Origin of the sequence: Pseudomonas sp. 2835 (assembly GCF_050435905.1) — a bacterium.
Taxonomy (GTDB): domain Bacteria; phylum Pseudomonadota; class Gammaproteobacteria; order Pseudomonadales; family Pseudomonadaceae; genus Aquipseudomonas.
Map to the genome: position 1 here is coordinate 248,824 of NZ_JBNDLE010000009.1, position 20,345 is coordinate 269,168.

The following is a 20,345-nucleotide window of genomic DNA, read 5'->3' on the forward strand; positions in this document are numbered from 1 at the left end:
GCTTGTGGGTTTTTGCCAAAGAATTGAATTTACTGGGCTTTATGTGGGGCCGGGCCCCCCAGGGCTCAGTGCAGATCGGCCTCGGGCACGCTCAGGCGCCGGGGCAGGGCGTCGGGGCTCCAGTGCAATGCGGCATGCGCCAGCACTTCACCCGGGGTGCCTTGCTCCATGCCCGCTTCGGTCTTTTGCCCCAGCGCGCGCAGGGCCCTCAGCAGCAGGGGCGTGGCTTGGTCGGCGGCCAGTGGTGGCGAGCGGTAGGACTTGCCCAGCTTATGCCCATCCGGCTGCACGATCAGCGGCACGTGCAGGTAACGCGGCTGCGACAGTCCCAGCAGCTCCTGCAGGTACAGCTGGCGTGGGGTGTTATCCAGCAAATCGGCGCCACGGACGATATCGGTCACCCCTTGCCAGGCGTCATCGAGCACCACCGCCAGTTGATAGGCGTACAGGCCATCGCGGCGGCGAATGACGAAGTCGCCGACTTCACGGCCCAAGTGCTGTTCGAAACGGCCCTGTACGCGGTCCTCGAAATGATAGGCCAGCTCCGGCACCCGCACGCGGATGGCGGCGTCTTCACAGCCATGTCCGGCATTGCGGCACAGGCCCGGGTAGACGCCGTTGTAACCCTCGAGCTGCTTGCGCGAGCAGGTGCAGGCGTAGGCCAGGCCCTGACGGAACAGGCGCTCGACCACTTCGGCATAGGCATCGTGGCGCTGGCTCTGGTAGACCACCTCGCCGTCCCATTCCAGGCCGTAGCTTTCCAGGGTCTGCAGGATGGCAGCCTGGGCGCCGGGGGCTTCGCGGGGCGGGTCGATGTCTTCCATGCGCACCAGCCAGGTGCCGCCGACCGCACGGGCATCCAGCCACGAGGCCAGGGCTGCGACCAGCGAGCCGAAGTGCAGGAAACCACTGGGAGTAGGGGCGAAGCGCCCGATATAGCGAGGGTTGTTCATGCTCATGGACGCAACTGCAGACGAATACGTAAAGCAATAAATGAAACGGGGCGCCTTGAGCGCCCCGTTCTGGTCAGGTCAGGCTTTGCCGACCTGCTTTTCCTTGATTTCCGCCAAGGTCTTGCAGTCGTAGCACATGTCGGCGGTTGGACGCGCCTCAAGGCGACGCAGGCCGATTTCGACGCCGCACTTTTCGCACCAGCCGTATTCTTCATCGACAATCAGCTGCAGCGTCTTGTCGATTTTTTTGATCAGCTTGCGCTCACGGTCACGGTTGCGCAGTTCCAGGGCGAATTCTTCCTCCTGGCTGGCACGGTCGGCCGGGTCAGGGAAGTTGGCCGCTTCATCCTTCATGTGATCAACGGTGTTGTCCACGCTGATCATCAGCTCTTTCTTCCAGCCGTTGAGGAGCTTGGTGAAGTGGTCGCGCATGGCTTTGCTCATGTATTCCTCACCCTTTGTCTCTTTATAGGGTTCGACACCATGAACAAGAACTGGCTGACTTTGTTGCTTTTCTTGGGTGGACATGAATAGACCGCCTCTCACTCTTCTAATCCATTGCGCAGGCTGCTCCATCTCCGGCGCCCGCCGGCCCTGCGACTGCGAGCCGCCGAACTTACCAGATCGAATCGGGGTACGCTACTCCCGGTTGTCAAGGCCAGGACAACTGCGCCAGGCCTTGACGATCTTTGCAGTGGACCGCAGCTTTTGCCACACGTTCGACCCGGCGCATGGGTAGAATCAATATTCTAGACCCTTTTGAGAGAAGGCTAATGGCCCAGCCCTACAGTGCGCGCAGCCGCGCCATCGAACCTTTCCATGTGATGGCCCTGCTGGCCCGCGCCAACGAGCTGCAAGCGAGCGGCTGCGACGTGATCCACCTGGAAATCGGCGAACCGGATTTCACCACCGCCGCGCCGATCATCGAGGCCGGCCAGGCCGCACTGGCCCAGGGGCATACCCGTTACACCGCTGCCCGCGGGCTGCCGGCGCTGCGCGAAGCGATTGCCGGGTTCTACCAGCAGCGCTACGGGCTGAGCATCGACCCGCAGCGCATCCTCATCACCCCGGGCGGTTCCGGCGCCTTGCTGCTGGCCGCCAGCCTGTTGGTCGACCCGGGCAAGCACTGGCTGCTGGCCGACCCCGGTTACCCGTGCAACCGGCATTTTTTGCGCCTGGTCGAAGGCGCCGCGCAACTGGTGCCGGTTGGTCCTGAGGCCAATTACCAGCTCACCGCCGGCCTGGTCGAGCGCTACTGGGACCAGGACACTGTCGGCGCCCTGGTCGCATCACCCGCCAACCCTACCGGTACGGTGCTCGATCGCGATGAGCTGGCCAGCCTCTCGGCCGCCACCCGTGCGCGTAACGGCCATTTGGTGGTGGACGAGATCTACCACGGCCTGACCTACGGCATGGATGCACCGAGCGTGCTGGAGGTCGACGACGAAGCCTTCGTCCTTAATAGTTTTTCCAAGTATTTCGGCATGACCGGTTGGCGCCTGGGTTGGCTGGTGGCGTCACCGGCGGCGGTGGCGGACCTGGAAAAACTGGCGCAGAACCTCTATATCAGCGCGCCGAGCATGGCCCAGCATGCCGCCCTGGCGTGTTTCCAGCCTGGCACCCTGGCGATTCTCGAAGAACGTCGGGCCGAGTTCGCCCGCCGCCGCGATTTCCTCTTGCCGGCATTGCGTGAGCTGGGCTTCAAGATAGCCGTAGAGCCACAGGGTGCCTTTTATTTGTACGCCGACATCAGCGCCTTTGGCGGCGATGCCTTTGCCTTCTGCCGGCATTTCCTCGAAACCGAGCACGTGGCCTTCACCCCGGGCCTGGACTTCGGTCGCCACCAGGCCGGGCACCATGTGCGCTTTGCCTACACCCAGAGCTTGCCGCGCCTGCAGGAGGCGGTCGAGCGGATTGCCCGCGGACTACGGAGCTGGCAAGGCTGATGCGCTTTTCTCCACCCCTTGAAACCGCACGTTTGCTGCGCCGCTACAAGCGCTTCCTGGCTGACATCGAGCTGGCAAGCGGCGAGCAAATGACCATCCATTGCCCCAACACCGGCTCGATGTTCAATTGCATGGTCGAGGGCGGCCAGGTCTGGTTCAGCCGCTCCAACGACCCCAAGCGCAAGCTGCCCGGCACCTGGGAAATCAGTGAAACCCCGCAAGGGCGCCTGGCGTGTGTCAACACTGGGCGCGCCAATGCGCTGGTGGAAGAAGCCTTGCGTGCTGGCGTCATCAGCGAGCTGGCGGGGTTTACCGGGCTAAAACGCGAAGTCGCCTACGGTGAAGAGAGCAGCCGGGTGGATTTTCGCCTGGAGTTTGCCGAGGGGCCGGCCTACGTCGAAGTCAAAAGCGTGACCCTGGGCTTTAGTGACTCGGCGGTAGCTGCATTCCCTGATGCCGTGACCCAGCGCGGCGCAAAACACCTGCGTGAGCTGGCGACCCTGGCTCGCCAGGGCGTGCGCGCGGTGCAGCTGTATTGCGTGAACCTCAGCGGTGTCGAGGCTGTACGCCCGGCCGACGAGATCGACGGCGCCTATGCCGATGCCCTGCGTGCAGCGGTGGCCGATGGCGTCGAAGTGCTTGCCTACGGCACGCGGATTGATGGCGAACAGGTCTACATCGATCGTGCGCTGCCGGTGTTGCTCAGTCGATAAGCCAGATGCCCTGGCTGTCTTCGCGGCAGTTCAGGGCCGTCAGTTGCTCGCCCTCGCAGGGGCCGGCTACGCATTCGCCGGACTCGATCAAAAACAGCGCGCCGTGGCGCCCGCAGGCGATCAGGCTGGCGCTGCTGTCGAGAAAGGCATCAGGTTCCCAGTTCAGCGGGATCCCGCGATGAGGGCAGTCATTGCGGTACAGGTAGACTGCGCCTGCGCGCCGAACCGCGAAAATCCCCAGGTCATCGACACTGAAGCCTCGGCTCTGGCTTTCGCCCAGTTGCTCGGAACGACAAAGAAAATGCATGGTGAGGGTTACTCGAAGTCACAGTGACGGCTTGACGTGCAAATGCAAATAATTATCAAATTGCCTGCATCAGCTGTATCGGACGCTTTATACCGCGCGTCCCCGGCATTATCCACCCGGATTGCCGCACCTCCTCATTCAAGGAAGCCTGTTATGCGCCCACGTGCCCGCCTGATCGCCCTGTGTGCCGGTCTTGTGTTCAACACCCTGGCCCAGGCCGACACGTTGCCGCAGCGTTGGGTCAGCGCCGGTGGGGCACTGAGCGAGTGGGTGGCGGCGCTGGGCGGCGAGCAGAAGCTGGTCGGGGTCGATACCACCAGCCAGCATCCGCAATCGCTCAAGGCCTTGCCGAGTATCGGTTATCAGCGCCAGTTGTCCGCAGAAGGGGTGCTGAGCCTGCGTCCGGATGTGCTGGTGGGCACCGAAGAAATGGGCCCGCCGCCGGTGCTCGCGCAAATCCGCGGCGCCGGGGTCAAGGTCGAACTGCTGTCGAGCAAGGCCGACCTGGGGGCGGTGGAAAGCAACCTGCAGCAATTGGGGCGCTTGCTTGGCAATGAGCAACAAGCCCGGCAACTGTTCGCCGACTATCGCCAGCAACTCGATACCCTGCAGGGCAAGATCAAGCAACTGCAAACCACCCAGACCGCACCCGGAGTGATCCTGCTGGTCGGCCATGCCGGGTCCAAACCGATGATCGCCGGCAAAGGCACCGCCGGCGACTGGCTGCTCAAACAGGCCGGTGCGCGCAACCTGGCGGACAACGAAGGCTACAAAAACTTCTCCGTCGAGGCCTTGGCGTTCCTGGACCCTGATGTGCTGGTATTCGCCGACCGCAGCCTCAGCGGTGACCAGGCCTTGCAGGCGCTGCTCAAGGAAAACCCGGCCCTGAATGCTTCGCGCGCCGCCCGTAACAAGCGCCTGATCGAACTGGACCCAACCCTGCTGGTCGGCGGTCTCGGTCCGCGTCTGCCTTCTACCTTGCAAAGCCTTTCCCACGCTTTCTACCCGACCGCGCAATGAACCGGCTGGTCAAGCCGCGCACGCTGTTCGTCACCCTGACGCTGCTGTGCCTGTTGGCGATCTGGTTGTCGCTGGCGCTGGGGCCGGTCAGCCTGCCATTGATCGATACCCTGCGCGCCGGTGCCCGGCTGATCGGGTTGCCGGTGGCAGGCGACGGGCTGGAGCAGGCCGAGCTGATCCTCGGCCAGATTCGTTTGCCGCGGACCCTGCTCGGGTTAGCGGTGGGCGCCGTGCTGGCGCTGTCCGGGGTGGCGATGCAAGGGCTGTTTCGCAACCCGCTGGCCGACCCCGGCCTGGTCGGTGTGTCCGCTGGCGCCGCGCTAGGTGCGGCGGTAGCGATTGTCGGTGGTTCATGGATGGGCGGTATTCCCGAGGTGTTCGCTCCTTATCTGCTATCGATGTGTGCGTTTCTTGGTGGCCTAGGGGTGACTGCGCTGGTTTATCGATTGGGCCGGCGCGATGGCCAGACCAACGTGGCGACCATGCTCCTTGCCGGCATCGCCTTGACCGCGCTGGCCGGCGCGGCGGTGGGGCTGTTCACTTACCTGGCCGATGACGCCACCCTGCGCACCCTGACGTTCTGGAACCTGGGCAGCCTCAATGGCGCCAGTTACCAGCGCCTGTGGCCGCTGGTGCTGGTCGCCGTGGTGGTATCACTGTGGCTGCCGCGCCGGGCCCAGGCCTTGAATGCCTTGTTGCTGGGCGAGTCCGAAGCCCGTCACCTGGGCATCGAGGTCGAAAAGCTCAAGCGCGAGCTGGTGTTCTGCACGGCGCTGGGGGTGGGCGCGGCCGTCGCGGCGGCGGGGCTGATCGGCTTTATTGGCCTGGTGGTGCCGCATCTGGTGCGCTTGCTGGCCGGGCCAGATCATCGCGTGCTGCTGCCGGCATCCTTGCTGGCTGGTGCTTCGCTGTTGCTGTTCGCTGACTTGATCGCCCGCTTGGCGCTGGCGCCTGCGGAGCTGCCGATCGGTATCGTCACCGCGTTTATCGGTGCGCCGTTCTTCCTCTACCTGCTGTTGCGAGGGCGTGCCTGATGCTGCGAGTCGATAACCTGTCCCTGCGCCGAGGCGATAACCAGGTCCTCAGCGATATAAGCCTGGCCCTGCAACCCGGCCAGGTGCTGGGTGTGCTGGGCCCCAACGGGGCGGGCAAAAGCAGCCTGCTCGGGGTGATGTGCGGCGAGTTGAATCCCAGCCACGGACGGGTGAGCCTGGATGACCGAGGGCTGTGCGACTGGCCTGGCCAGCAGCGGGCCCAGCGCTTGGCGGTATTGCCACAGGTGTCCAGCCTGGGCTTTGCCTTCAAGGTCGAGGAGGTGGTCGGCATGGGCCGCTTGCCGCACAAAACGGGTCTTGAGCGCGACCAGCAGATCATCGACGCGGCCCTGCAGGCGGCCGATGCCAGCCACCTGCTCGGGCGCAGCTACCTGGCGCTTTCTGGTGGCGAGCGTCAGCGCGTGCACCTGGCGCGGGTGCTGGCGCAGCTGTGGCCCGGGGAAGACGGGCGCATCCTGCTGCTCGACGAGCCGACCTCGATGCTCGACCCGCTGCACCAGCACACCACCTTGCAAGCGGTGCGCGAGTTCGCTGATCGTGGCGCGGCGGTGATGGTCATCCTTCATGACTTGAACCTGGCGGCGCGCTACTGTGACCGTATCCTCCTGCTTGAACAGGGCCGCACCCATGCCCTGGATACCCCGCAGCAGGTGCTGCGCCCTGATTCGCTCAAGGCGGTGTTCGGCATCGATGTGCTGGTCCAGCCTCATCCCGAGCGGGGGCACCCGCTGATCATCGCCCGTTAGGAGCACTGCCCATGCGTCGTCCCCGCTTGCCTGCGTTGTTACTGTTGCTGGTCTGGGGGCTCGCCGGCTGCCAGTCCCGCGCCGAGGCACCACCATTACCCGCCTGGCAAAGCCCAGAAGGCCGTGAGCACGCCGCACTTGGGCAGATCCGCGAGCTGAGCAGTGGTCGCCTGCTGACGCCCACGCAACTGCTGGAAAAGCTCGCGCAAGCGCCACGGCTGCTTGTGGGCGAGAAACACGACAACCCCGATCACCATGCCCTGCAACTGTGGCTGTTGCGCGCACTGCAGGCGCAGCGGCCGCAGGGCAGCCTGCTGCTGGAGATGTTGCAGCCGGTGCAGCAAGCCAAGGTCGATGCGCTCAAGCAGAAGGTCTTGCCTGCGGATCTGCCCCAGGCGCTTGGTTGGCAGCAAGGCTGGGATTGGGCCATGTACGGGCCGATCGTACGTGAAGCTCTGGGCCAACCTTACCCGCTACTGGCCGCCAACCTCGACACCGACGAGGTGCGCAGCATCTATCGTCAGCCGCCGGTTTTGAAGGGGGCGCGCTCGACCGCCGCCAAGGTCCAGGCCGTGCTGCTTGAGCAAGTCAGGGAGTCCCATTGCGGTCTGCTGCCCGAAAGCCAGTTGCCGGCCATGCTGGCGGTTCAGCAACAACGCGACCGGCGAATTGCCGAGCGCTTGCTGGCAGCGCAACAACCGGCGCTGCTGTTTGCCGGTGGGTATCACGTGCGCAAGGACATCGGCGCGCCGTTGCACCTTGCCGATTTGGGCGCTGAAGCCGGCACGCAGGTGTTGATGCTCGCCGAAGTGGGGCAGGGGGTTGATGCGCAGATGGCCGACTATGTCTGGTACACCCCGGTTTTGCCGGAGCAGGACTACTGCGCGCAGATGCGTAAGGGAGGGTAAAAAAAGCCCAGGCAAAAAAAGACCCGGCAAAGTGCCGGGTCAATAACCGTGATTAGCCTGATGAGGAGATAATCTGAGAGTCCGAACCAGGGGCTTTCAGGTTACCCAACCAGTCTCGCGACCAGTTGTGATAATCATAACGATTCTCATTTCGTAGTCAAGCGTCGTGATTCAAAATTCTCGATTATTTTTCTGTACGGCAGCTTTGCCGTCGAGTTGCTGGTTCAGGGCTTCCTTGCGTTCAGCGGGAATATCGTTCCAGTGCACATCGAGCAAGGCGCCTTCAATCGCGTACAGCAGTACCTTCGAGGCCCGGAAACCACGGGTACGCACGGCCTTGTAGGCGTTGACCGCACCCAACCGGCGTAGATCCGAAGCGCTGTGGATGCCGACCGCATGCAGCCACTGCGCAGAAGTCTTGCCAAGATTTTTCAGATGCTGGAGTTCATCGTTCATCAAGCCTCCTTGCGACGGCTGAACGGGTCTTGATTAGTGAATCGCGGCAGGTCAATGAGCAGTGTAGCGGCACTTGGGAAATACGCGGCGTTTTGCCATCCATGTGCCGACGGGTAGCCGAAAACAGCCCGCCAGGCCACGGCCGGCGGGCGTTTTGGTCTGTGCTTTCAGCGGGTGCGGTAGCGCAGGCGGGTGCCGAAATTGACCGACATGAGGATTTCGTCGGCGCTCAGTTCGCTGGGGAAGTAGGTACCGGAAATCTGCGCATGAGCCAGGCTGGCGCCTTCCAGGCCGTTGTTGCGCAAGTCCAGGCCGCGCAGGTCGGAGGCGCGAAAGTAAGCGTCGGTGAAGTCGATGCCGGTGGTGTCCAGCTCGCGCAGATCGAGCCCGCGAAAATCGCCGCCACGAAAGTCGACGGTGGCGTCCTTGGGTTTCTCGCGATTGAAGCTGGCGATCTGTTCGTCATGCACCAGCGCATACAGCGCGCTGTCCAGTTGCCGTGGCTGATTCATGAGGCGCCTCCTTGTTTGCACTTAGGATGACACTATAGTGCCATCATTAAGGAGGCGCCCGGAATCAGGCGTGAACTGTCGACTGCTTCACGTCCTGGGTTGCTCAGAGCCCGGGCAGGCGCTGGCGGATCTGCTTGACCAGCAGGTCCAGGCTGCCGCTTTCGTTGGTTTCCACGCGCTTGCTTTGCAGCAGCTCTTCGGCGCTGAGCGGATCACGGCTGGCCTGTTGTGCCTTGACCACGTCCAGGGTGGCATCCGACGGATCGTTCTGATCGGCCTGACGCTGGGCCAGCCAGCTGGCGATTACTGCATCCGGGGCGTTGCAGTCGAGGATCAGGAACGGCACGCCGGTTTCGCTGGCAACGCCGGCGGCGGCCTGGCGCTGGTCGTGCTTGAGGTAGGTGGCGTCGATTACCACAGGGAAACCGGCACGCAGGATGGTTTCGGCCAGCTGGTGCAGGCGCTGGTAGGTGGCCTGGCTGGCGTCTTCGCTGTAGATGCCGGCTTGCAGCTGGCCGGCATTGGTGCTGGCTTGCTCACCGAACATACGCTTGCGCTCGACGTCCGAACGCAGGCGGATGGCACCCAGGGCATCGACCAGGCGCATGGCCACATGGCTCTTGCCGACCGCGGAAACGCCGTGGGTGATGGCCAGGAAGCGCGAAGGGATGGCGCTGTAGCTTTCCGCCAGGTTGGCATAGTTGCGGTAGGTGCGCAGGGTAGTGGCGCGCTGCACCGCATCGGCGTTGGCCGGCATGCTGAACAGGGCGACTTTGGCCCGCACCAGGGCGCGGTAGGCCTTGTAGAAGTTAAGCAGTTCCAGGCCGGCATAGTCACCGGTCAGTTCCAGGTACTGGCTGACGAAGCGGCGCGACAGCGATTTCAGGCCACGGTCTTCGAGGTCCATGGCCAGGAACGCGGCGTCAGCGTAGACGTCGGTCAGGCGGAATGGCTCGTTGAACTCGATGCAGTCGAAAATCACCACCTTGCCATCGATCAGGGTGGCGTTGCCCAGGTGGATGTCACCGTGGCATTCGCGAATGAAACCTTCGGCCTTGCGCTGCTCGAGCAGGCCGTGCAGGCGCTTGAAGCTGTCCTGGGCCCAGGCTTGCAGGGCATCGAGTTGCTGCAGGTCGGCCTTGTCGGAAAGGAACGGGCGAATCTGCTCGAAGTTCTGCTCGACCGGGGCCATGACGCTGTCCGGCGTGCCCAGCGGGTGCTCGACGGCAACTTTTGGCGCCGCCAGGTGGAAGCGGGCGATCTGCTCGGCCATCTGGTCAATGTGCGCGGCGGTCAGTTCGCTGTTGGCCTGCAGGGTGCTGAGCATCTGGCTCTGCGGGAACTGGCGCATTTTCAGCGCGTATTCGATCGGCTCGCCTTCGCCACCCAGTTGCGGCGCTTCGGCGCTGCCGGTGATTGGCAGCACTTCCAGGTACAGGCCTTCGGTCAGGCGCTGGTTCAGGCGCAGCTCTTCGGCGCAGAAGTGTGCTCGCTGGGACAGCTCGGTGAAATCGAGGAAACCGAAGTTCATCGGCTTCTTGATCTTGTAGGCATAGTCACCGGTGAGCAGCACCCAGGAGATATGCGTCTCGATGACCTGAAATGCCTTCACCGGGTGAGGGAACAGGGCGGGATTCTGCAGGGCTGTGATCAAGGCTTGGCTCACGGGCGATCCTTCTGGGTCGGAGATTCGAATCGGCCATTATGGCCGCAAGCGGGGCTGGTGCAAACCGCCGGAGGGCGCCTGTCGATGATTGATAAAGTGCGTATAATCCGCCGCCATGACTCGATCCCGATCCCCCCGTACCGCTAAAAAACGCCCGTCTGGCCGCTCGCGTGCCTGGCTGGGCTGGGCCTTGAAGCTCAGCCTGGTCGGCCTTGTGCTGGTGGCGGGCTATGCCATTTACCTCGATGCCGTGGTCCAGGAGAAATTCTCCGGCAAGCGCTGGACCATTCCGGCCAAGGTGTATGCCCGGCCGCTGGAGCTGTTCGTCGGCCAGAAGCTGAGCAAGGCCGACTTCCTCATCGAGCTCGATGCCCTCGGCTATCGCCGCGAAAGCGTCGCCAATGGCCCGGGCGCGGCGGCGGTCAACGGCAATACCGTCGATCTCAATACCCGTGGCTTCCAGTTCTATGAAGGCATGGAAAGCGCGCAAGCGGTGCGCGTGCGCTTCTCTGGCGACTATGTTGCCGGCCTGAGTGGCGCCAACGGCTCGAAACTCGACGTGGTGCGCCTTGAGCCCCTACTGATCGGCGGCCTGTACCCGAAAAACCTCGAAGACCGCATCCTGATCAAGATCGACCAGGTGCCGCCATACCTGCTGGAAACCCTGGTGGCTGTGGAAGACCGCGACTTCTATCACCACTTCGGTGTGTCGCCCAAGTCGATTGCCCGGGCGGTGTGGGTCAATACCTCGTCCGGCGCCATGCGCCAGGGCGGCAGTACCCTGACCCAGCAGTTGGTGAAGAACTTCTACCTGACCAACGAACGCAGCCTCAGCCGCAAGCTCAATGAAGCGATGATGGCCCTGCTGCTCGAAGTGCATTACGACAAGCGCGAAATCCTCGAGGCCTACCTCAACGAAGTGTTCGTCGGCCAGGACGGTCAGCGCGCGGTGCACGGCTTCGGTCTGGCCAGCCAGTTCTTCTTCAGCCAGCCGTTGTCGGAGCTCAAGCTGCACCAGATCGCCTTGCTGGTCGGCATGGTCAAGGGGCCTTCCTATTACAACCCGCGGCGCTACCCGGAGCGGGCGACGGTGCGGCGTAACCTGGTGCTTGACCTGTTGGCCGAGCAGGGCGTGGCGACGCCGGAAGCGGTGGACGCAGCGAAGAAAATGCCACTTGGGGTGACCAAGCGCGGCAGCCTGGCCGATAGCTCCTACCCGGGCTTCCTCGACCTGGTCAAGCGCCAACTGCGCCAGGACTACCGCGACGAAGACTTGACCGAAGAAGGCCTGCGCATCTTCACCAGCTTCGACCCGATCCTGCAGATGAAATCCGAAGCGGCCATGGGCGAGACCTTCAAGCGTCTGGCCGGGCGCAAGGGCGCCGATGAAGTCGAAGCGGCGATGGTCGTGACCAACCCGGAGACCGGCGAAGTCCAGGCCCTGATCGGCAGCCGCCAGGCCGGTTTTGCCGGCTTCAACCGCGCGATCGATGCGGTGCGGCCGATCGGCTCGCTGGTCAAGCCGGCGGTGTACCTGACCGCCCTGGAGAAACCGAGCAAATATACCCTGACCAGTTGGGTCCAGGATGAACCGTTTTCGGTCAAAGGCGCCGACGGCCAGGTGTGGAGGCCGCAGAACTACGACCGTCGCTCCCACGGCACCATTTATCTGTATCAGGGCCTGGCCAACTCCTACAACCTGTCGACCGCCAAGCTCGGCCTGGAACTGGGGGTGCCGAATGTGCTGAAAACCATCGGCCGGCTCGGCGTGAACGTCGACTGGCCGGCGTTCCCGTCAATGATGCTCGGCGCCGGCGGCATGTCGCCGATGCAGGTCGCAACCATGTACCAGACCCTGGCCAATGGCGGCTTCAACACGCCGATGCGCGGCATTCGCAGTGTGCTGACCGCCGAAGGCGAGCCGCTCAAGCGTTATCCGTTCCAGATCCAGCAGACCTTCGATCCAGGTGCCATTTATCTGGTGCAGAACGCCATGCAGCGGGTGATGCGCGAAGGTACCGGGCGTTCGGTCTACAGTGTGCTGCCAAGCTCGTTGAACCTGGCGGGCAAGACCGGTACCAGTAACGATTCTCGTGACAGCTGGTTCGCAGGCTTCAGCCAGGATTTGCTGGCGGTGGTGTGGCTGGGCCGCGACGACAACGGCAAAACGCCGTTTACCGGAGCCACCGGTGCGCTGCAGGTCTGGACCAGCTTCATGCGCAAGGCCGACCCGCTGCCGCTGGACATGCCGCTGCCCGACAACGTGGTGCAGGCCTGGATCGATCCGCATAGCGGCCAGGGCTCGGATGCCAGTTGCCCGGGTGCGGTGCAGATGCCGTATATTCGCGGAAGTGAACCGCCGGCCGGGGCCGCCTGTGGCGGCGAGCCGGATCCTGCCGAGTCCGTCATGGACTGGGTCAAGGGTTGGATGAATTAAGCATTAGCCTAGAGAGGGTGTGCAGTGAACAAGTGGTGGTTTCCAGCCTTGACGGCGCTGGCTTTGCTCAATGGCTGCGCCAGCAATCCGCGCGGCTCCATTCCCGTGGTCGACTCCAGTACCCGGGTCTCCAACAGCGAGCGGGTCACGGCCAACCGTGGCGCGCCGGCGCAGGTCAATAACGGTACACGCCAGGCGCAAGCCGTGCCGCAGGACTCCGGGGTGATGGTCATGGTCCCGCAGGGTTCCGGCGCCGCACCGATCCAGACTTTCCCGGCGTCCACCGGCGCCGCGCCGATCAGCACTGGCCCCATTACCCCGGGGCCGAGCAGTTCGACGCCGTTCGACAGCAGCTCGAGCAACGCCGGCAGTTACACCATGCCGAGCACCAGCGCCCCGAGTGCGCCGAGCGGCATTCCGCGCTCCAGCGCTGCCAGCGGCGGCCTGTCGGCTGACGAACAACTCGACGGCCCGGTGCTGGCGCTGCTGACCACAGCTCAGCAACAGCAGAGCGGCGGCGACTACAACGGCGCTTCGTCGAGCCTGGAGCGTGCCCAGCGCATTGCCCCGCGTGAGCCGCAGGTGCTTTACCGTCTAGCCCAGGTACGCCTGGCCCAGGGCGATGCTGCGCAGTCCGAGCAACTGGCTCGCCGCGCCCTGACCTACGCCAACGGTCGCCCAGACCTGCAAGCGGGGCTGTGGAACATCATTGCCCAGTCGCGCGAGAAGCAGGGTGACTCGGCCGGTGCCGCGCTGGCCCGGCAGAAAGCCCAGGTCAACCTGTAATGGATCAACGCATCCTCGATATCGCCGATCACTTGCTGTTGATCGAGCGCGAACTGCACGTCCAGGGCTGGTGGAGCGAACAGCCGCCCAGCCCCGAGGCACTGGCCAGTACGGTGCCCTTTGCGGTCGACAGCATGAACTTCGATCAGTGGTTGCAGTGGATCTTCCTGCCAAGAATGAAAGTGATTCTCGAGAAGGGGCTAGCGCTGCCAAATGCTTCCGGGATTCTGGTCATGGCTGAAACGGTATACGTCGATCGCCCGGAGCAAAGCCGCGAGCTACGCAGGCTGCTAGCAGAGTTTGACCAATTGATCAGTCCATCTGCCTGAATTTCCCTCTTTTCACCCTTGGAGCCACAGATTGTGGCTCTTTTTGTTTCTGTTCTTTGTTTTTCTGCTGCTGTCGATGGCATTAGTGGTGGCTGTGGATCGTCCTTGCGCGAAATTGGCAATAATTTTTCTTGACTTGCGCGCGCCGAAAAAGAAGAATCCAGATTCCGCTGTAGAGGGACTGCCAGAAGCAGACCCGCTAAGCAGATCATGAGGCGCACACCCGCGCCGACCTGTTACACCCCGCAACGCGTTACCTCGCGCTGGGTGGGAAAACCCCGCAACACTTTGGGGCGCTCCCAATACTTGCTCAGTCAGTGCTGACGTAGTCGGCGATTTCGTCGCTCATGCTCTGCTTGGCAGTAAACCTATTAAGACCCGTCCACCGTGGACGGTATTCTGGCGTTTTAGAGGTGAACAACGTGGAGCTTTTATCTGGCGCTGAGATGGTCGTCCGCTTTTTGCGTGACGAAGGCGTTAAGCACATCTACGGGTACCCTGGTGGTGCTCTCCTTCATGTTTACGATGCCCTGTTCAAAGAACCGGAAGTAAGCCACATCCTGGTTCGTCACGAGCAGGCAGCTACCCATATGGCGGACGGTTACGCCCGTGCCACCGGCAAGGCCGGCGTGGTACTGGTGACCTCGGGTCCAGGCGCGACCAATGCCATTACCGGTATTGCCACCGCGTACATGGACTCCATTCCGATGGTCATCCTCTCCGGTCAGGTGCCAAGCACCATGGTCGGTACCGATGCCTTCCAGGAAACCGACATGATCGGTATTTCCCGGCCGATCGTGAAGCACAGCTTCATGATCAAACATGCTTCGGAAATTCCTGAAATCCTGAAAAAAGCTTTTTATCTGGCGCAATCCGGTCGCCCGGGCCCGGTCGTGGTCGATATCCCCAAAGACATGACCAACCCTGCGGAAAAGTTCGAATACGTCTACCCCAAAAAGGTCAAGATGCGTTCCTACAGCCCGGCTGTTCGTGGTCACTCGGGGCAGATCCGCAAGGCTGCCGAGATGTTGCTGGCTGCCAAGCGTCCAGTGGTCTATGCCGGTGGTGGCGTCATCCTCGGCGGCGGCTCTGCAGCCCTGACCGAAGTCGCGCAGATGCTCAACCTGCCGGTCACCAATACCTTGATGGGTCTGGGCGGCTATCCGGGTACCGATCGCCAGTTCCTCGGCATGCTCGGCATGCACGGCAGCTACACCGCCAACCTGGCCATGCACCACGCTGACGTGATCTTCGCCGTCGGTGCGCGTTTCGACGACCGCGTGGTCAACGGCCCGGCCAAGTTCTGCCCGAACGCCAAGGTTATCCACATCGACATCGACCCGGCGTCGATCTCCAAGACCATCAAGGCCGACGTGCCGATTGTTGGTCCGGTCGAGAGCGTGCTGACCGAAATGGTCGCGACCTTGCGCGAAATCGGCGAGCAGCCGGACAAGGCCGCCATGGACGCCTGGTGGAAGCAGATCGAAGAATGGCGTGGCGATCGCGATATGTTCCCTTATGACAAGGGCGACGGCAGCGTGATCAAGCCACAGACCGTGATCGAGACCCTCTGCGAAGTGACCAAGGGCGATGCCTTCGTTACCTCCGACGTTGGTCAGCACCAGATGTTCGCGGCGCAGTACTACCGCTTCAACAAACCCAACCGCTGGATCAACTCCGGTGGCCTGGGCACCATGGGCTTCGGTTTCCCGGCGGCCATGGGCATCAAGCTGAACTTCCCGGACCAGGACGTTGCCTGCGTTACCGGCGAGGGCAGCATCCAGATGAACATCCAGGAGCTGTCGACCTGCCTGCAGTACGACCTGCCGGTTAAGATCGTCAACCTGAACAACGGCGTATTGGGCATGGTCCGCCAATGGCAGGACATGGCCTACAACAGCCGTCACTCGCACTCCTACATGGAATCGCTGCCTGACTTCGTCAAGCTGGCAGAAGCCTATGGTCACGTGGGTATCCGCATCACCAGCCTGAAAGACCTCAAGCCCAAGCTCGAGGAAGCGTTCGCCATGAAAGACCGCCTGGTGTTCATCGATATCCAGGTCGACAACAGCGAGCACGTCTACCCGATGCAGATCAAAGACGGCTCCATGCGCGACATGTGGCTGAGCAAGACGGAGCGTACCTAATCATGCGGCACATTATTTCCCTGCTGTTGGAAAACGAACCCGGTGCCTTGTCTCGCGTGGTCGGCCTGTTCTCGCAGCGTAACTACAACATCGAAAGCCTGACGGTGGCGCCAACCGAAGACCCGACCCTGTCGCGTCTGACGTTGACCACGGTCGGTCATGATGAGGTGATCGAGCAGATCACCAAAAACCTGAACAAGCTGGTTGAAGTCGTCAAGCTGGTCGACCTTTCGGAAAGCGCGCACATCGAACGTGAACTGATGCTGGTCAAGATCAAGGCCACGGGCGCCCAGCGTGCCGAGATCAAACGCACCACCGATATCTATCGGGGGCAGATCGTCGATGTCAGCAGCAGCGTCTATACCGTTCAGCTCACTGGCGCCAGCGACAAGCTTGACAGCTTCATTCAGGCCATCGGTACCGCGTCCATTCTCGAAACAGTGCGCAGCGGCGTTACCGGCATTGCCCGTGGCGACAAAGTGCTCAGCATCTAACTCAAAAAATTAGCGATGGCCCTATGGGCCGAGATAACAGGGGTATTTTCATGAAAGTTTATTACGACAAAGACTGTGACCTTTCCATCATCCAGGGCAAGAAAGTTGCCATCATCGGTTACGGCTCCCAGGGCCACGCTCAGGCGTGCAACCTGAAAGACTCCGGTGTGGACGTCACTGTCGGTCTGCGTAAAGGTTCGGCCACCGTTGCCAAAGCCGAAGCTCACGGCCTGAAAGTTGCCGATGTAGCGACCGCTGTTGCCGGTGCCGACCTGGTCATGATCCTGACCCCGGACGAGTTCCAGTCCCAGCTGTACAAGAACGAAGTCGAGCCGAACATCAAGAAGGGCGCCACTCTGGCCTTCTCCCACGGTTTCGCCATCCACTACAACCAGGTCGTTCCACGTGCCGACCTGGACGTAATCATGATCGCGCCAAAAGCGCCAGGTCACACCGTACGCTCCGAGTTTGTCAAAGGCGGCGGCATCCCTGACCTGATCGCGGTCTACCAGGACGCTTCCGGCAATGCCAAGAACGTTGCCCTGTCGTACGCCGCTGGCGTCGGTGGCGGCCGTACCGGCATCATCGAAACCACCTTCAAGGACGAGACCGAAACCGACCTGTTCGGCGAACAAGCCGTTCTGTGCGGCGGTACCGTCGAGCTGGTCAAAGCCGGTTTCGAAACCCTGGTTGAAGCGGGCTACGCGCCAGAAATGGCCTATTTCGAGTGCCTGCACGAGCTGAAGCTGATCGTTGACCTCATGTACGAAGGCGGCATCGCCAACATGAACTACTCGATCTCCAACAACGCCGAATACGGCGAGTACGTGACCGGCCCTGAAGTCATCAACGCCGAATCCCGTCAGGCCATGCGCAACGCTCTGAAGCGCATTCAGGACGGCGAGTACGCCAAGATGTTCATCAGCGAAGGCGCCACCGGCTATCCTTCGATGACCGCCAAGCGTCGCAACAACGCTGCCCACGGCATCGAAGTCATCGGCGAGCAACTGCGCTCGATGATGCCTTGGATCGCGGCGAACAAAATCGTCGACAAGGCCAAGAACTGATCTTGTCCTGATGCGATGAAAACGCGGCTTCGGCCGCGTTTTTTCGTTTAGGCGGTCAGCTTCTGGTATAAAGCTTCATCGTTTGTCGGCGAACCCTCGTCGCAGACGTCTGTCGAAACTTTCCACACCGTTGCAAGGTAATGTCCATGAGCGAACGTCCCGAAGAGCCGAACAAGGCCTCTGACGCCGAAAGCCTGCTACCGATCGATGAGCATGTTGAAGAAGGGCATGACGCCGAAGGACGCAAGGTTCGGCATCGCGGCATCTATCTGCTGCCCAACCTGTTCACCACTGCGAACCTGTTCGCCGGTTTCTATTCGATCATCAACTCCATGAGTGCCCAGGCGGCCCTCAGTGCGGGTGATCCACGCGAGGCGAGCAAGTATTTCGCCTTCGCCGCCATCGCCATTTTCGTCGCCATGGTCCTCGATGGCCTGGACGGCCGCGTGGCACGCATGACCAACACCCAGAGCGCCTTCGGTGCCGAGTACGACTCGCTGTCGGACATGGTCGCCTTCGGTGTCGCCCCGGCATTGCTGGCCTTCGGCTGGGCCCTGGGTGACATGGGCAAGGTCGGCTGGATGGTCGCCTTCATCTATGTGGCTGGCGCCGCGCTGCGTCTGGCGCGCTTCAACACCCAGGTCGGCAAGGCCGACAAGCGCTACTTCATCGGCCTGGCCAGCCCGGCGGCAGCCGGTGTGGTGGCCGGTACCGTCTGGGCCTTCAGCGACTACGGCATCCAGGGTTCGAAGCTGTCGTTCCTGGTGGCGCTGCTGGTGGCTGCAGCTGGCATGCTGATGGTCAGCAACATCAAGTACAACAGCTTCAAGGAGCTGGATCTCAAAGGGCGCGTGCCGTTCGTAGCGATCCTCGCCGTGGTGCTGGTGTTCGCGGTAGTCTTCAGTGACCCGCCGCGCATCCTGCTGCTGGTGTTCCTCGGCTACGCCGCCTCCGGCCCTGTGCAATACCTGTTGCGCATGCGTAGACGCAAAAATATCGAGTGATGTAATTTCGCTCGGGCTCCGTAGTCTACTGGTGCATCAGTCCTCCAGTTCTACGGAGCCATCATGCTCATCAAGCTGCCCAAAGCCTCCGATTGCAAAGAATCGGATGTCACCCCCGAATCCCTTTATGTCTCGCGCCGCGCCATGCTCGGCGGGTCGCTGGCTGCCATCGCGGCAACCGCGCTGCCGCGCTGGGCCAATGCTGCCGATCCGTCGCGCTATGTCGATGTAGAGGCGGGCAGGGCGCCGAGCTGGTTCAGCGACAAGCTCGTTGCTACCAAGTGGCAGGCGGTGACAGCGCCAGGAGAGGCGACCACGCCATTCAAGGATGCCACCCACTACAACAACTTCTACGAGTTCGGCACCGACAAGGGTGACCCGGCGGCCAATGCCGGCAGCCTGAAAACCGAGCCGTGGACCGTGGTGGTGGATGGCGAGGTCGGCAAGCCCGGGCGCTATGCCCTTGAAGACTTCATGAAGCCCTATCAGCTGGAGGAGCGTATCTATCGCCTGCGCTGCGTGGAGGCCTGGTCGATGGTCATTCCCTGGTTGGGCTTTCCGATATCGGCGCTGCTCAAGCAGGTCGAGCCAACCTCCAAGGCGCGCTACATTCGCTTCGAAACGTTGCAGGATCCGAAGACCATGCCTGGTCAGCGCTCAAGTTTTGCCCTGATCGACTGGCCCTATATAGAAGGCTTGCGTCTGGATGAGGCGATGAACCCGCTGGCGATTCTTGCCGTCGGCATGTACGGGCGCGAACTGCCCAACCAGAACGGTGCGCCGTTGCGCCTGGTGGTGCCATGGAAGTACGGCTTCAAGAGTATCAAGTCGATCGTGCGCATCAGCCTGGTCGAAGAGCAGCCACGTAGCACATGGCAGGCGATTGCCCCGGATGAATATGGCTTCTACGCCAACGTGAACCCCGAGGTAGATCACCCGCGCTGGACTCAGGCTCGTGAGCGGCGTTTGCCTAGCGGCCTGTTCAGTCCCAATGTGCGGCCGACACAGATGTTCAATGGCTATGCCGAAGAAGTGGCAGGGCTGTACAACGGTCTCGATCTGCGGAAGAACTACTGATGCGCTATCCACTGTTCAGGCTTGGCATCTTTATCCTGGCCAGTATCTGGCCGTTGTGGTGGTTGTATGAAGCGGCCATGGAGGCCCTTGGGCCCGATCCAGGTAAGATACTGGTCGATCGCCTGGGCCTTGGGGCCTTGATCTTCCTGTTGATCACCTTGAGCATGACGCCCTTGCAGCGCCTTACGGGGTGGTCGGGCTGGATCGTCTCACGGCGCCAGCTGGGGTTGTGGTGCTTTGCTTATATAGTGCTGCACCTGAGTGCCTACATGTTCTTCGTGCTTGGCCTGGATTGGGGGCAGTTAGGGGTGGAGTTGATCAAGCGTCCCTACATTATTGTCGGCATGCTGGGATTTGTCGGCCTGCTGACCTTGGCAGTGACATCCAACCGCTATAGTCAGCGTCGCCTGGGGGCCCGCTGGAAGAAACTGCACAAGCTGGTGTATGTCATCCTCGGGTTGGGGTTGCTGCACTTTCTCTGGGTGGTGCGCGCCGATCTTAAAGAGTGGTCCATATACGCCGTTGTTGGTTTGTTCTTGCTGGCCTTGCGCATTCCCGCGCTTGAGCGGCGAATTCCGCGGCTGGTAACGCGCAAAGCGCCGCCATTGAAACAAAGCTGAAATAAACCCTTGACGCCCCCGCGGATGTGTCTATAATTCGCCCCACTTCCGGCGCAGTCGGAACTGAAAACTCCTTGAGTTTCAAAGAGTTAGAGGTTCAAG

At 62.0% G+C, this 20,345-nt stretch carries 21 protein-coding genes; 15 read left to right on the forward strand and 6 right to left on the reverse strand.

What is annotated here, in order from left to right:
* Window positions 1–65: 65 nt before the first annotated feature.
* On the reverse strand, window positions 66–953 hold the full coding sequence (gene gluQRS / locus ABIE20_RS15985; protein ID WP_429505876.1) for a tRNA glutamyl-Q(34) synthetase GluQRS: 888 nt from the start codon (window positions 951–953) through the stop codon (window positions 66–68).
* 78 nt (window positions 954–1,031) lie between these two features.
* The gene (dksA, locus tag ABIE20_RS15990; RefSeq protein WP_429505878.1) at window positions 1,032–1,481 is read right to left on the reverse strand and encodes an RNA polymerase-binding protein DksA; all 450 of its coding nucleotides are present in this window, start codon (window positions 1,479–1,481) and stop codon (window positions 1,032–1,034) included.
* A 245-nt stretch (window positions 1,482–1,726) separates the two neighbouring features.
* Here dksA and ABIE20_RS15995 point away from each other — a divergent pair, with 245 nt between their 5' ends.
* Window positions 1,727–2,899 (forward strand): pyridoxal phosphate-dependent aminotransferase, encoded by a 1,173-nt coding sequence (locus ABIE20_RS15995; RefSeq protein ID WP_429505845.1) that lies wholly within the window; start codon window positions 1,727–1,729, stop codon window positions 2,897–2,899.
* Window positions 2,899–3,612: a DNA/RNA nuclease SfsA gene (gene sfsA / locus ABIE20_RS16000; protein WP_429505847.1), complete on the forward strand. Its 714-nt coding sequence runs from the start codon at window positions 2,899–2,901 to the stop codon at window positions 3,610–3,612. The genes ABIE20_RS15995 and sfsA overlap by 1 nt, the downstream gene beginning before the upstream one ends.
* Here sfsA and ABIE20_RS16005 read toward each other — a convergent pair.
* A complete protein-coding gene (locus ABIE20_RS16005) occupies window positions 3,602–3,919 on the reverse strand; it encodes a Rieske (2Fe-2S) protein (protein WP_429505849.1) in 318 nt (105 codons plus the stop codon). The genes sfsA and ABIE20_RS16005 overlap by 11 nt on opposite strands.
* A 153-nt stretch (window positions 3,920–4,072) precedes the next feature.
* Between ABIE20_RS16005 and ABIE20_RS16010 the strand changes: the two genes are divergently transcribed.
* The 4 genes from ABIE20_RS16010 to ABIE20_RS16025 are packed head-to-tail and all read left to right on the forward strand — an operon-like array spanning window position 4,073 to window position 7,648.
* A complete protein-coding gene (locus ABIE20_RS16010; protein WP_429505850.1) occupies window positions 4,073–4,939 on the forward strand; it encodes a heme/hemin ABC transporter substrate-binding protein in 867 nt (288 codons plus the stop codon).
* A gap of 50 nt (window positions 4,940–4,989) precedes the next feature.
* Window positions 4,990–5,973, forward strand: a complete 984-nt coding sequence (locus ABIE20_RS16015; protein WP_429505880.1) for a FecCD family ABC transporter permease — start codon at window positions 4,990–4,992, stop codon at window positions 5,971–5,973.
* Complete coding sequence (locus tag ABIE20_RS16020; RefSeq protein WP_429505852.1) at window positions 5,973–6,740, forward strand: heme ABC transporter ATP-binding protein; 768 nt, start codon at window positions 5,973–5,975, stop codon at window positions 6,738–6,740. Before ABIE20_RS16015 ends, ABIE20_RS16020 begins: the two co-directional genes overlap by 1 nt.
* 11 nt (window positions 6,741–6,751) lie before the next feature.
* The gene (locus ABIE20_RS16025) at window positions 6,752–7,648 is read left to right on the forward strand and encodes a ChaN family lipoprotein (protein ID WP_429505854.1); all 897 of its coding nucleotides are present in this window, start codon (window positions 6,752–6,754) and stop codon (window positions 7,646–7,648) included.
* A gap of 171 nt (window positions 7,649–7,819) precedes the next feature.
* Here ABIE20_RS16025 and ABIE20_RS16030 read toward each other — a convergent pair whose 3' ends face one another.
* The 3 genes from ABIE20_RS16030 to ABIE20_RS16040 all read right to left on the reverse strand — a co-directional run bounded on the left by ABIE20_RS16030 (window position 7,820) and on the right by ABIE20_RS16040 (window position 10,282).
* Window positions 7,820–8,104, reverse strand: a complete 285-nt coding sequence (locus ABIE20_RS16030; RefSeq protein ID WP_429505855.1) for a TfoX/Sxy family protein — start codon at window positions 8,102–8,104, stop codon at window positions 7,820–7,822.
* 167 nt (window positions 8,105–8,271) lie between these two features.
* Window positions 8,272–8,616 carry a pentapeptide repeat-containing protein gene (locus tag ABIE20_RS16035; protein WP_429505857.1) on the reverse strand — a complete coding sequence of 115 codons (345 nt, stop codon included), beginning with the start codon at window positions 8,614–8,616 and terminating at the stop codon, window positions 8,272–8,274.
* Window positions 8,617–8,719: 103 nt separating this feature from the next.
* On the reverse strand, window positions 8,720–10,282 hold the full coding sequence (locus tag ABIE20_RS16040; protein WP_429505858.1) for an AAA family ATPase: 1,563 nt from the start codon (window positions 10,280–10,282) through the stop codon (window positions 8,720–8,722).
* 115 nt (window positions 10,283–10,397) lie between these two features.
* Between ABIE20_RS16040 and mrcB the strand changes: the two genes are divergently transcribed.
* From mrcB to msrQ, 9 genes are all read left to right on the forward strand, one after another.
* On the forward strand, window positions 10,398–12,719 hold the full coding sequence (gene mrcB / locus ABIE20_RS16045; protein WP_429505860.1) for a penicillin-binding protein 1B: 2,322 nt from the start codon (window positions 10,398–10,400) through the stop codon (window positions 12,717–12,719).
* A gap of 24 nt (window positions 12,720–12,743) precedes the next feature.
* Window positions 12,744–13,505, forward strand: a complete 762-nt coding sequence (locus tag ABIE20_RS16050; protein ID WP_429505862.1) for a hypothetical protein — start codon at window positions 12,744–12,746, stop codon at window positions 13,503–13,505.
* On the forward strand, window positions 13,505–13,834 hold the full coding sequence (locus ABIE20_RS16055) for a YqcC family protein (RefSeq protein ID WP_429505863.1): 330 nt from the start codon (window positions 13,505–13,507) through the stop codon (window positions 13,832–13,834). The genes ABIE20_RS16050 and ABIE20_RS16055 overlap by 1 nt, the downstream gene beginning before the upstream one ends.
* Before the next feature lie 422 nt (window positions 13,835–14,256).
* The gene (locus ABIE20_RS16060; protein WP_429505865.1) at window positions 14,257–15,981 is read left to right on the forward strand and encodes an acetolactate synthase 3 large subunit; all 1,725 of its coding nucleotides are present in this window, start codon (window positions 14,257–14,259) and stop codon (window positions 15,979–15,981) included.
* Between the two features lie 2 nt (window positions 15,982–15,983).
* Window positions 15,984–16,475, forward strand: a complete 492-nt coding sequence (ilvN, locus tag ABIE20_RS16065; RefSeq protein WP_010223016.1) for an acetolactate synthase small subunit — start codon at window positions 15,984–15,986, stop codon at window positions 16,473–16,475.
* A 50-nt stretch (window positions 16,476–16,525) separates the two neighbouring features.
* Window positions 16,526–17,542, forward strand: a complete 1,017-nt coding sequence (ilvC, locus tag ABIE20_RS16070; RefSeq protein ID WP_429505867.1) for a ketol-acid reductoisomerase — start codon at window positions 16,526–16,528, stop codon at window positions 17,540–17,542.
* Between the two features lie 146 nt (window positions 17,543–17,688).
* Window positions 17,689–18,546, forward strand: a complete 858-nt coding sequence (gene pssA, locus ABIE20_RS16075; RefSeq protein WP_010223018.1) for a CDP-diacylglycerol--serine O-phosphatidyltransferase — start codon at window positions 17,689–17,691, stop codon at window positions 18,544–18,546.
* 63 nt (window positions 18,547–18,609) lie between these two features.
* Window positions 18,610–19,623: a protein-methionine-sulfoxide reductase catalytic subunit MsrP gene (gene msrP / locus ABIE20_RS16080; protein WP_429505869.1), complete on the forward strand. Its 1,014-nt coding sequence runs from the start codon at window positions 18,610–18,612 to the stop codon at window positions 19,621–19,623.
* Window positions 19,623–20,243: a protein-methionine-sulfoxide reductase heme-binding subunit MsrQ gene (gene msrQ, locus ABIE20_RS16085; RefSeq protein WP_429505871.1), complete on the forward strand. Its 621-nt coding sequence runs from the start codon at window positions 19,623–19,625 to the stop codon at window positions 20,241–20,243. The genes msrP and msrQ overlap by 1 nt, the downstream gene beginning before the upstream one ends.
* The last annotated feature ends 102 nt before the right edge of the window (window positions 20,244–20,345 follow it).

Coding starts and splice junctions, on each gene's coding strand:
- gluQRS (WP_429505876.1), bottom strand. CDS start 953: ATGAACAACCCTCGCTATATCGGGCGCTTCGCCCCTACTCCCAGTGGT.
- dksA (WP_429505878.1), bottom strand. CDS start 1,481: ATGTCCACCCAAGAAAAGCAACAAAGTCAGCCAGTTCTTGTTCATGGT.
- ABIE20_RS15995 (WP_429505845.1), top strand. CDS start 1,727: ATGGCCCAGCCCTACAGTGCGCGCAGCCGCGCCATCGAACCTTTCCAT.
- sfsA (WP_429505847.1), top strand. CDS start 2,899: ATGCGCTTTTCTCCACCCCTTGAAACCGCACGTTTGCTGCGCCGCTAC.
- ABIE20_RS16005 (WP_429505849.1), bottom strand. CDS start 3,919: ATGCATTTTCTTTGTCGTTCCGAGCAACTGGGCGAAAGCCAGAGCCGA.
- ABIE20_RS16010 (WP_429505850.1), top strand. CDS start 4,073: ATGCGCCCACGTGCCCGCCTGATCGCCCTGTGTGCCGGTCTTGTGTTC.
- ABIE20_RS16020 (WP_429505852.1), top strand. CDS start 5,973: ATGCTGCGAGTCGATAACCTGTCCCTGCGCCGAGGCGATAACCAGGTC.
- ABIE20_RS16025 (WP_429505854.1), top strand. CDS start 6,752: ATGCGTCGTCCCCGCTTGCCTGCGTTGTTACTGTTGCTGGTCTGGGGG.
- ABIE20_RS16030 (WP_429505855.1), bottom strand. CDS start 8,104: ATGAACGATGAACTCCAGCATCTGAAAAATCTTGGCAAGACTTCTGCG.
- ABIE20_RS16035 (WP_429505857.1), bottom strand. CDS start 8,616: ATGAATCAGCCACGGCAACTGGACAGCGCGCTGTATGCGCTGGTGCAT.
- mrcB (WP_429505860.1), top strand. CDS start 10,398: ATGACTCGATCCCGATCCCCCCGTACCGCTAAAAAACGCCCGTCTGGC.
- ABIE20_RS16055 (WP_429505863.1), top strand. CDS start 13,505: ATGGATCAACGCATCCTCGATATCGCCGATCACTTGCTGTTGATCGAG.
- ilvN (WP_010223016.1), top strand. CDS start 15,984: ATGCGGCACATTATTTCCCTGCTGTTGGAAAACGAACCCGGTGCCTTG.
- ilvC (WP_429505867.1), top strand. CDS start 16,526: ATGAAAGTTTATTACGACAAAGACTGTGACCTTTCCATCATCCAGGGC.
- pssA (WP_010223018.1), top strand. CDS start 17,689: ATGAGCGAACGTCCCGAAGAGCCGAACAAGGCCTCTGACGCCGAAAGC.
- msrP (WP_429505869.1), top strand. CDS start 18,610: ATGCTCATCAAGCTGCCCAAAGCCTCCGATTGCAAAGAATCGGATGTC.
- msrQ (WP_429505871.1), top strand. CDS start 19,623: ATGCGCTATCCACTGTTCAGGCTTGGCATCTTTATCCTGGCCAGTATC.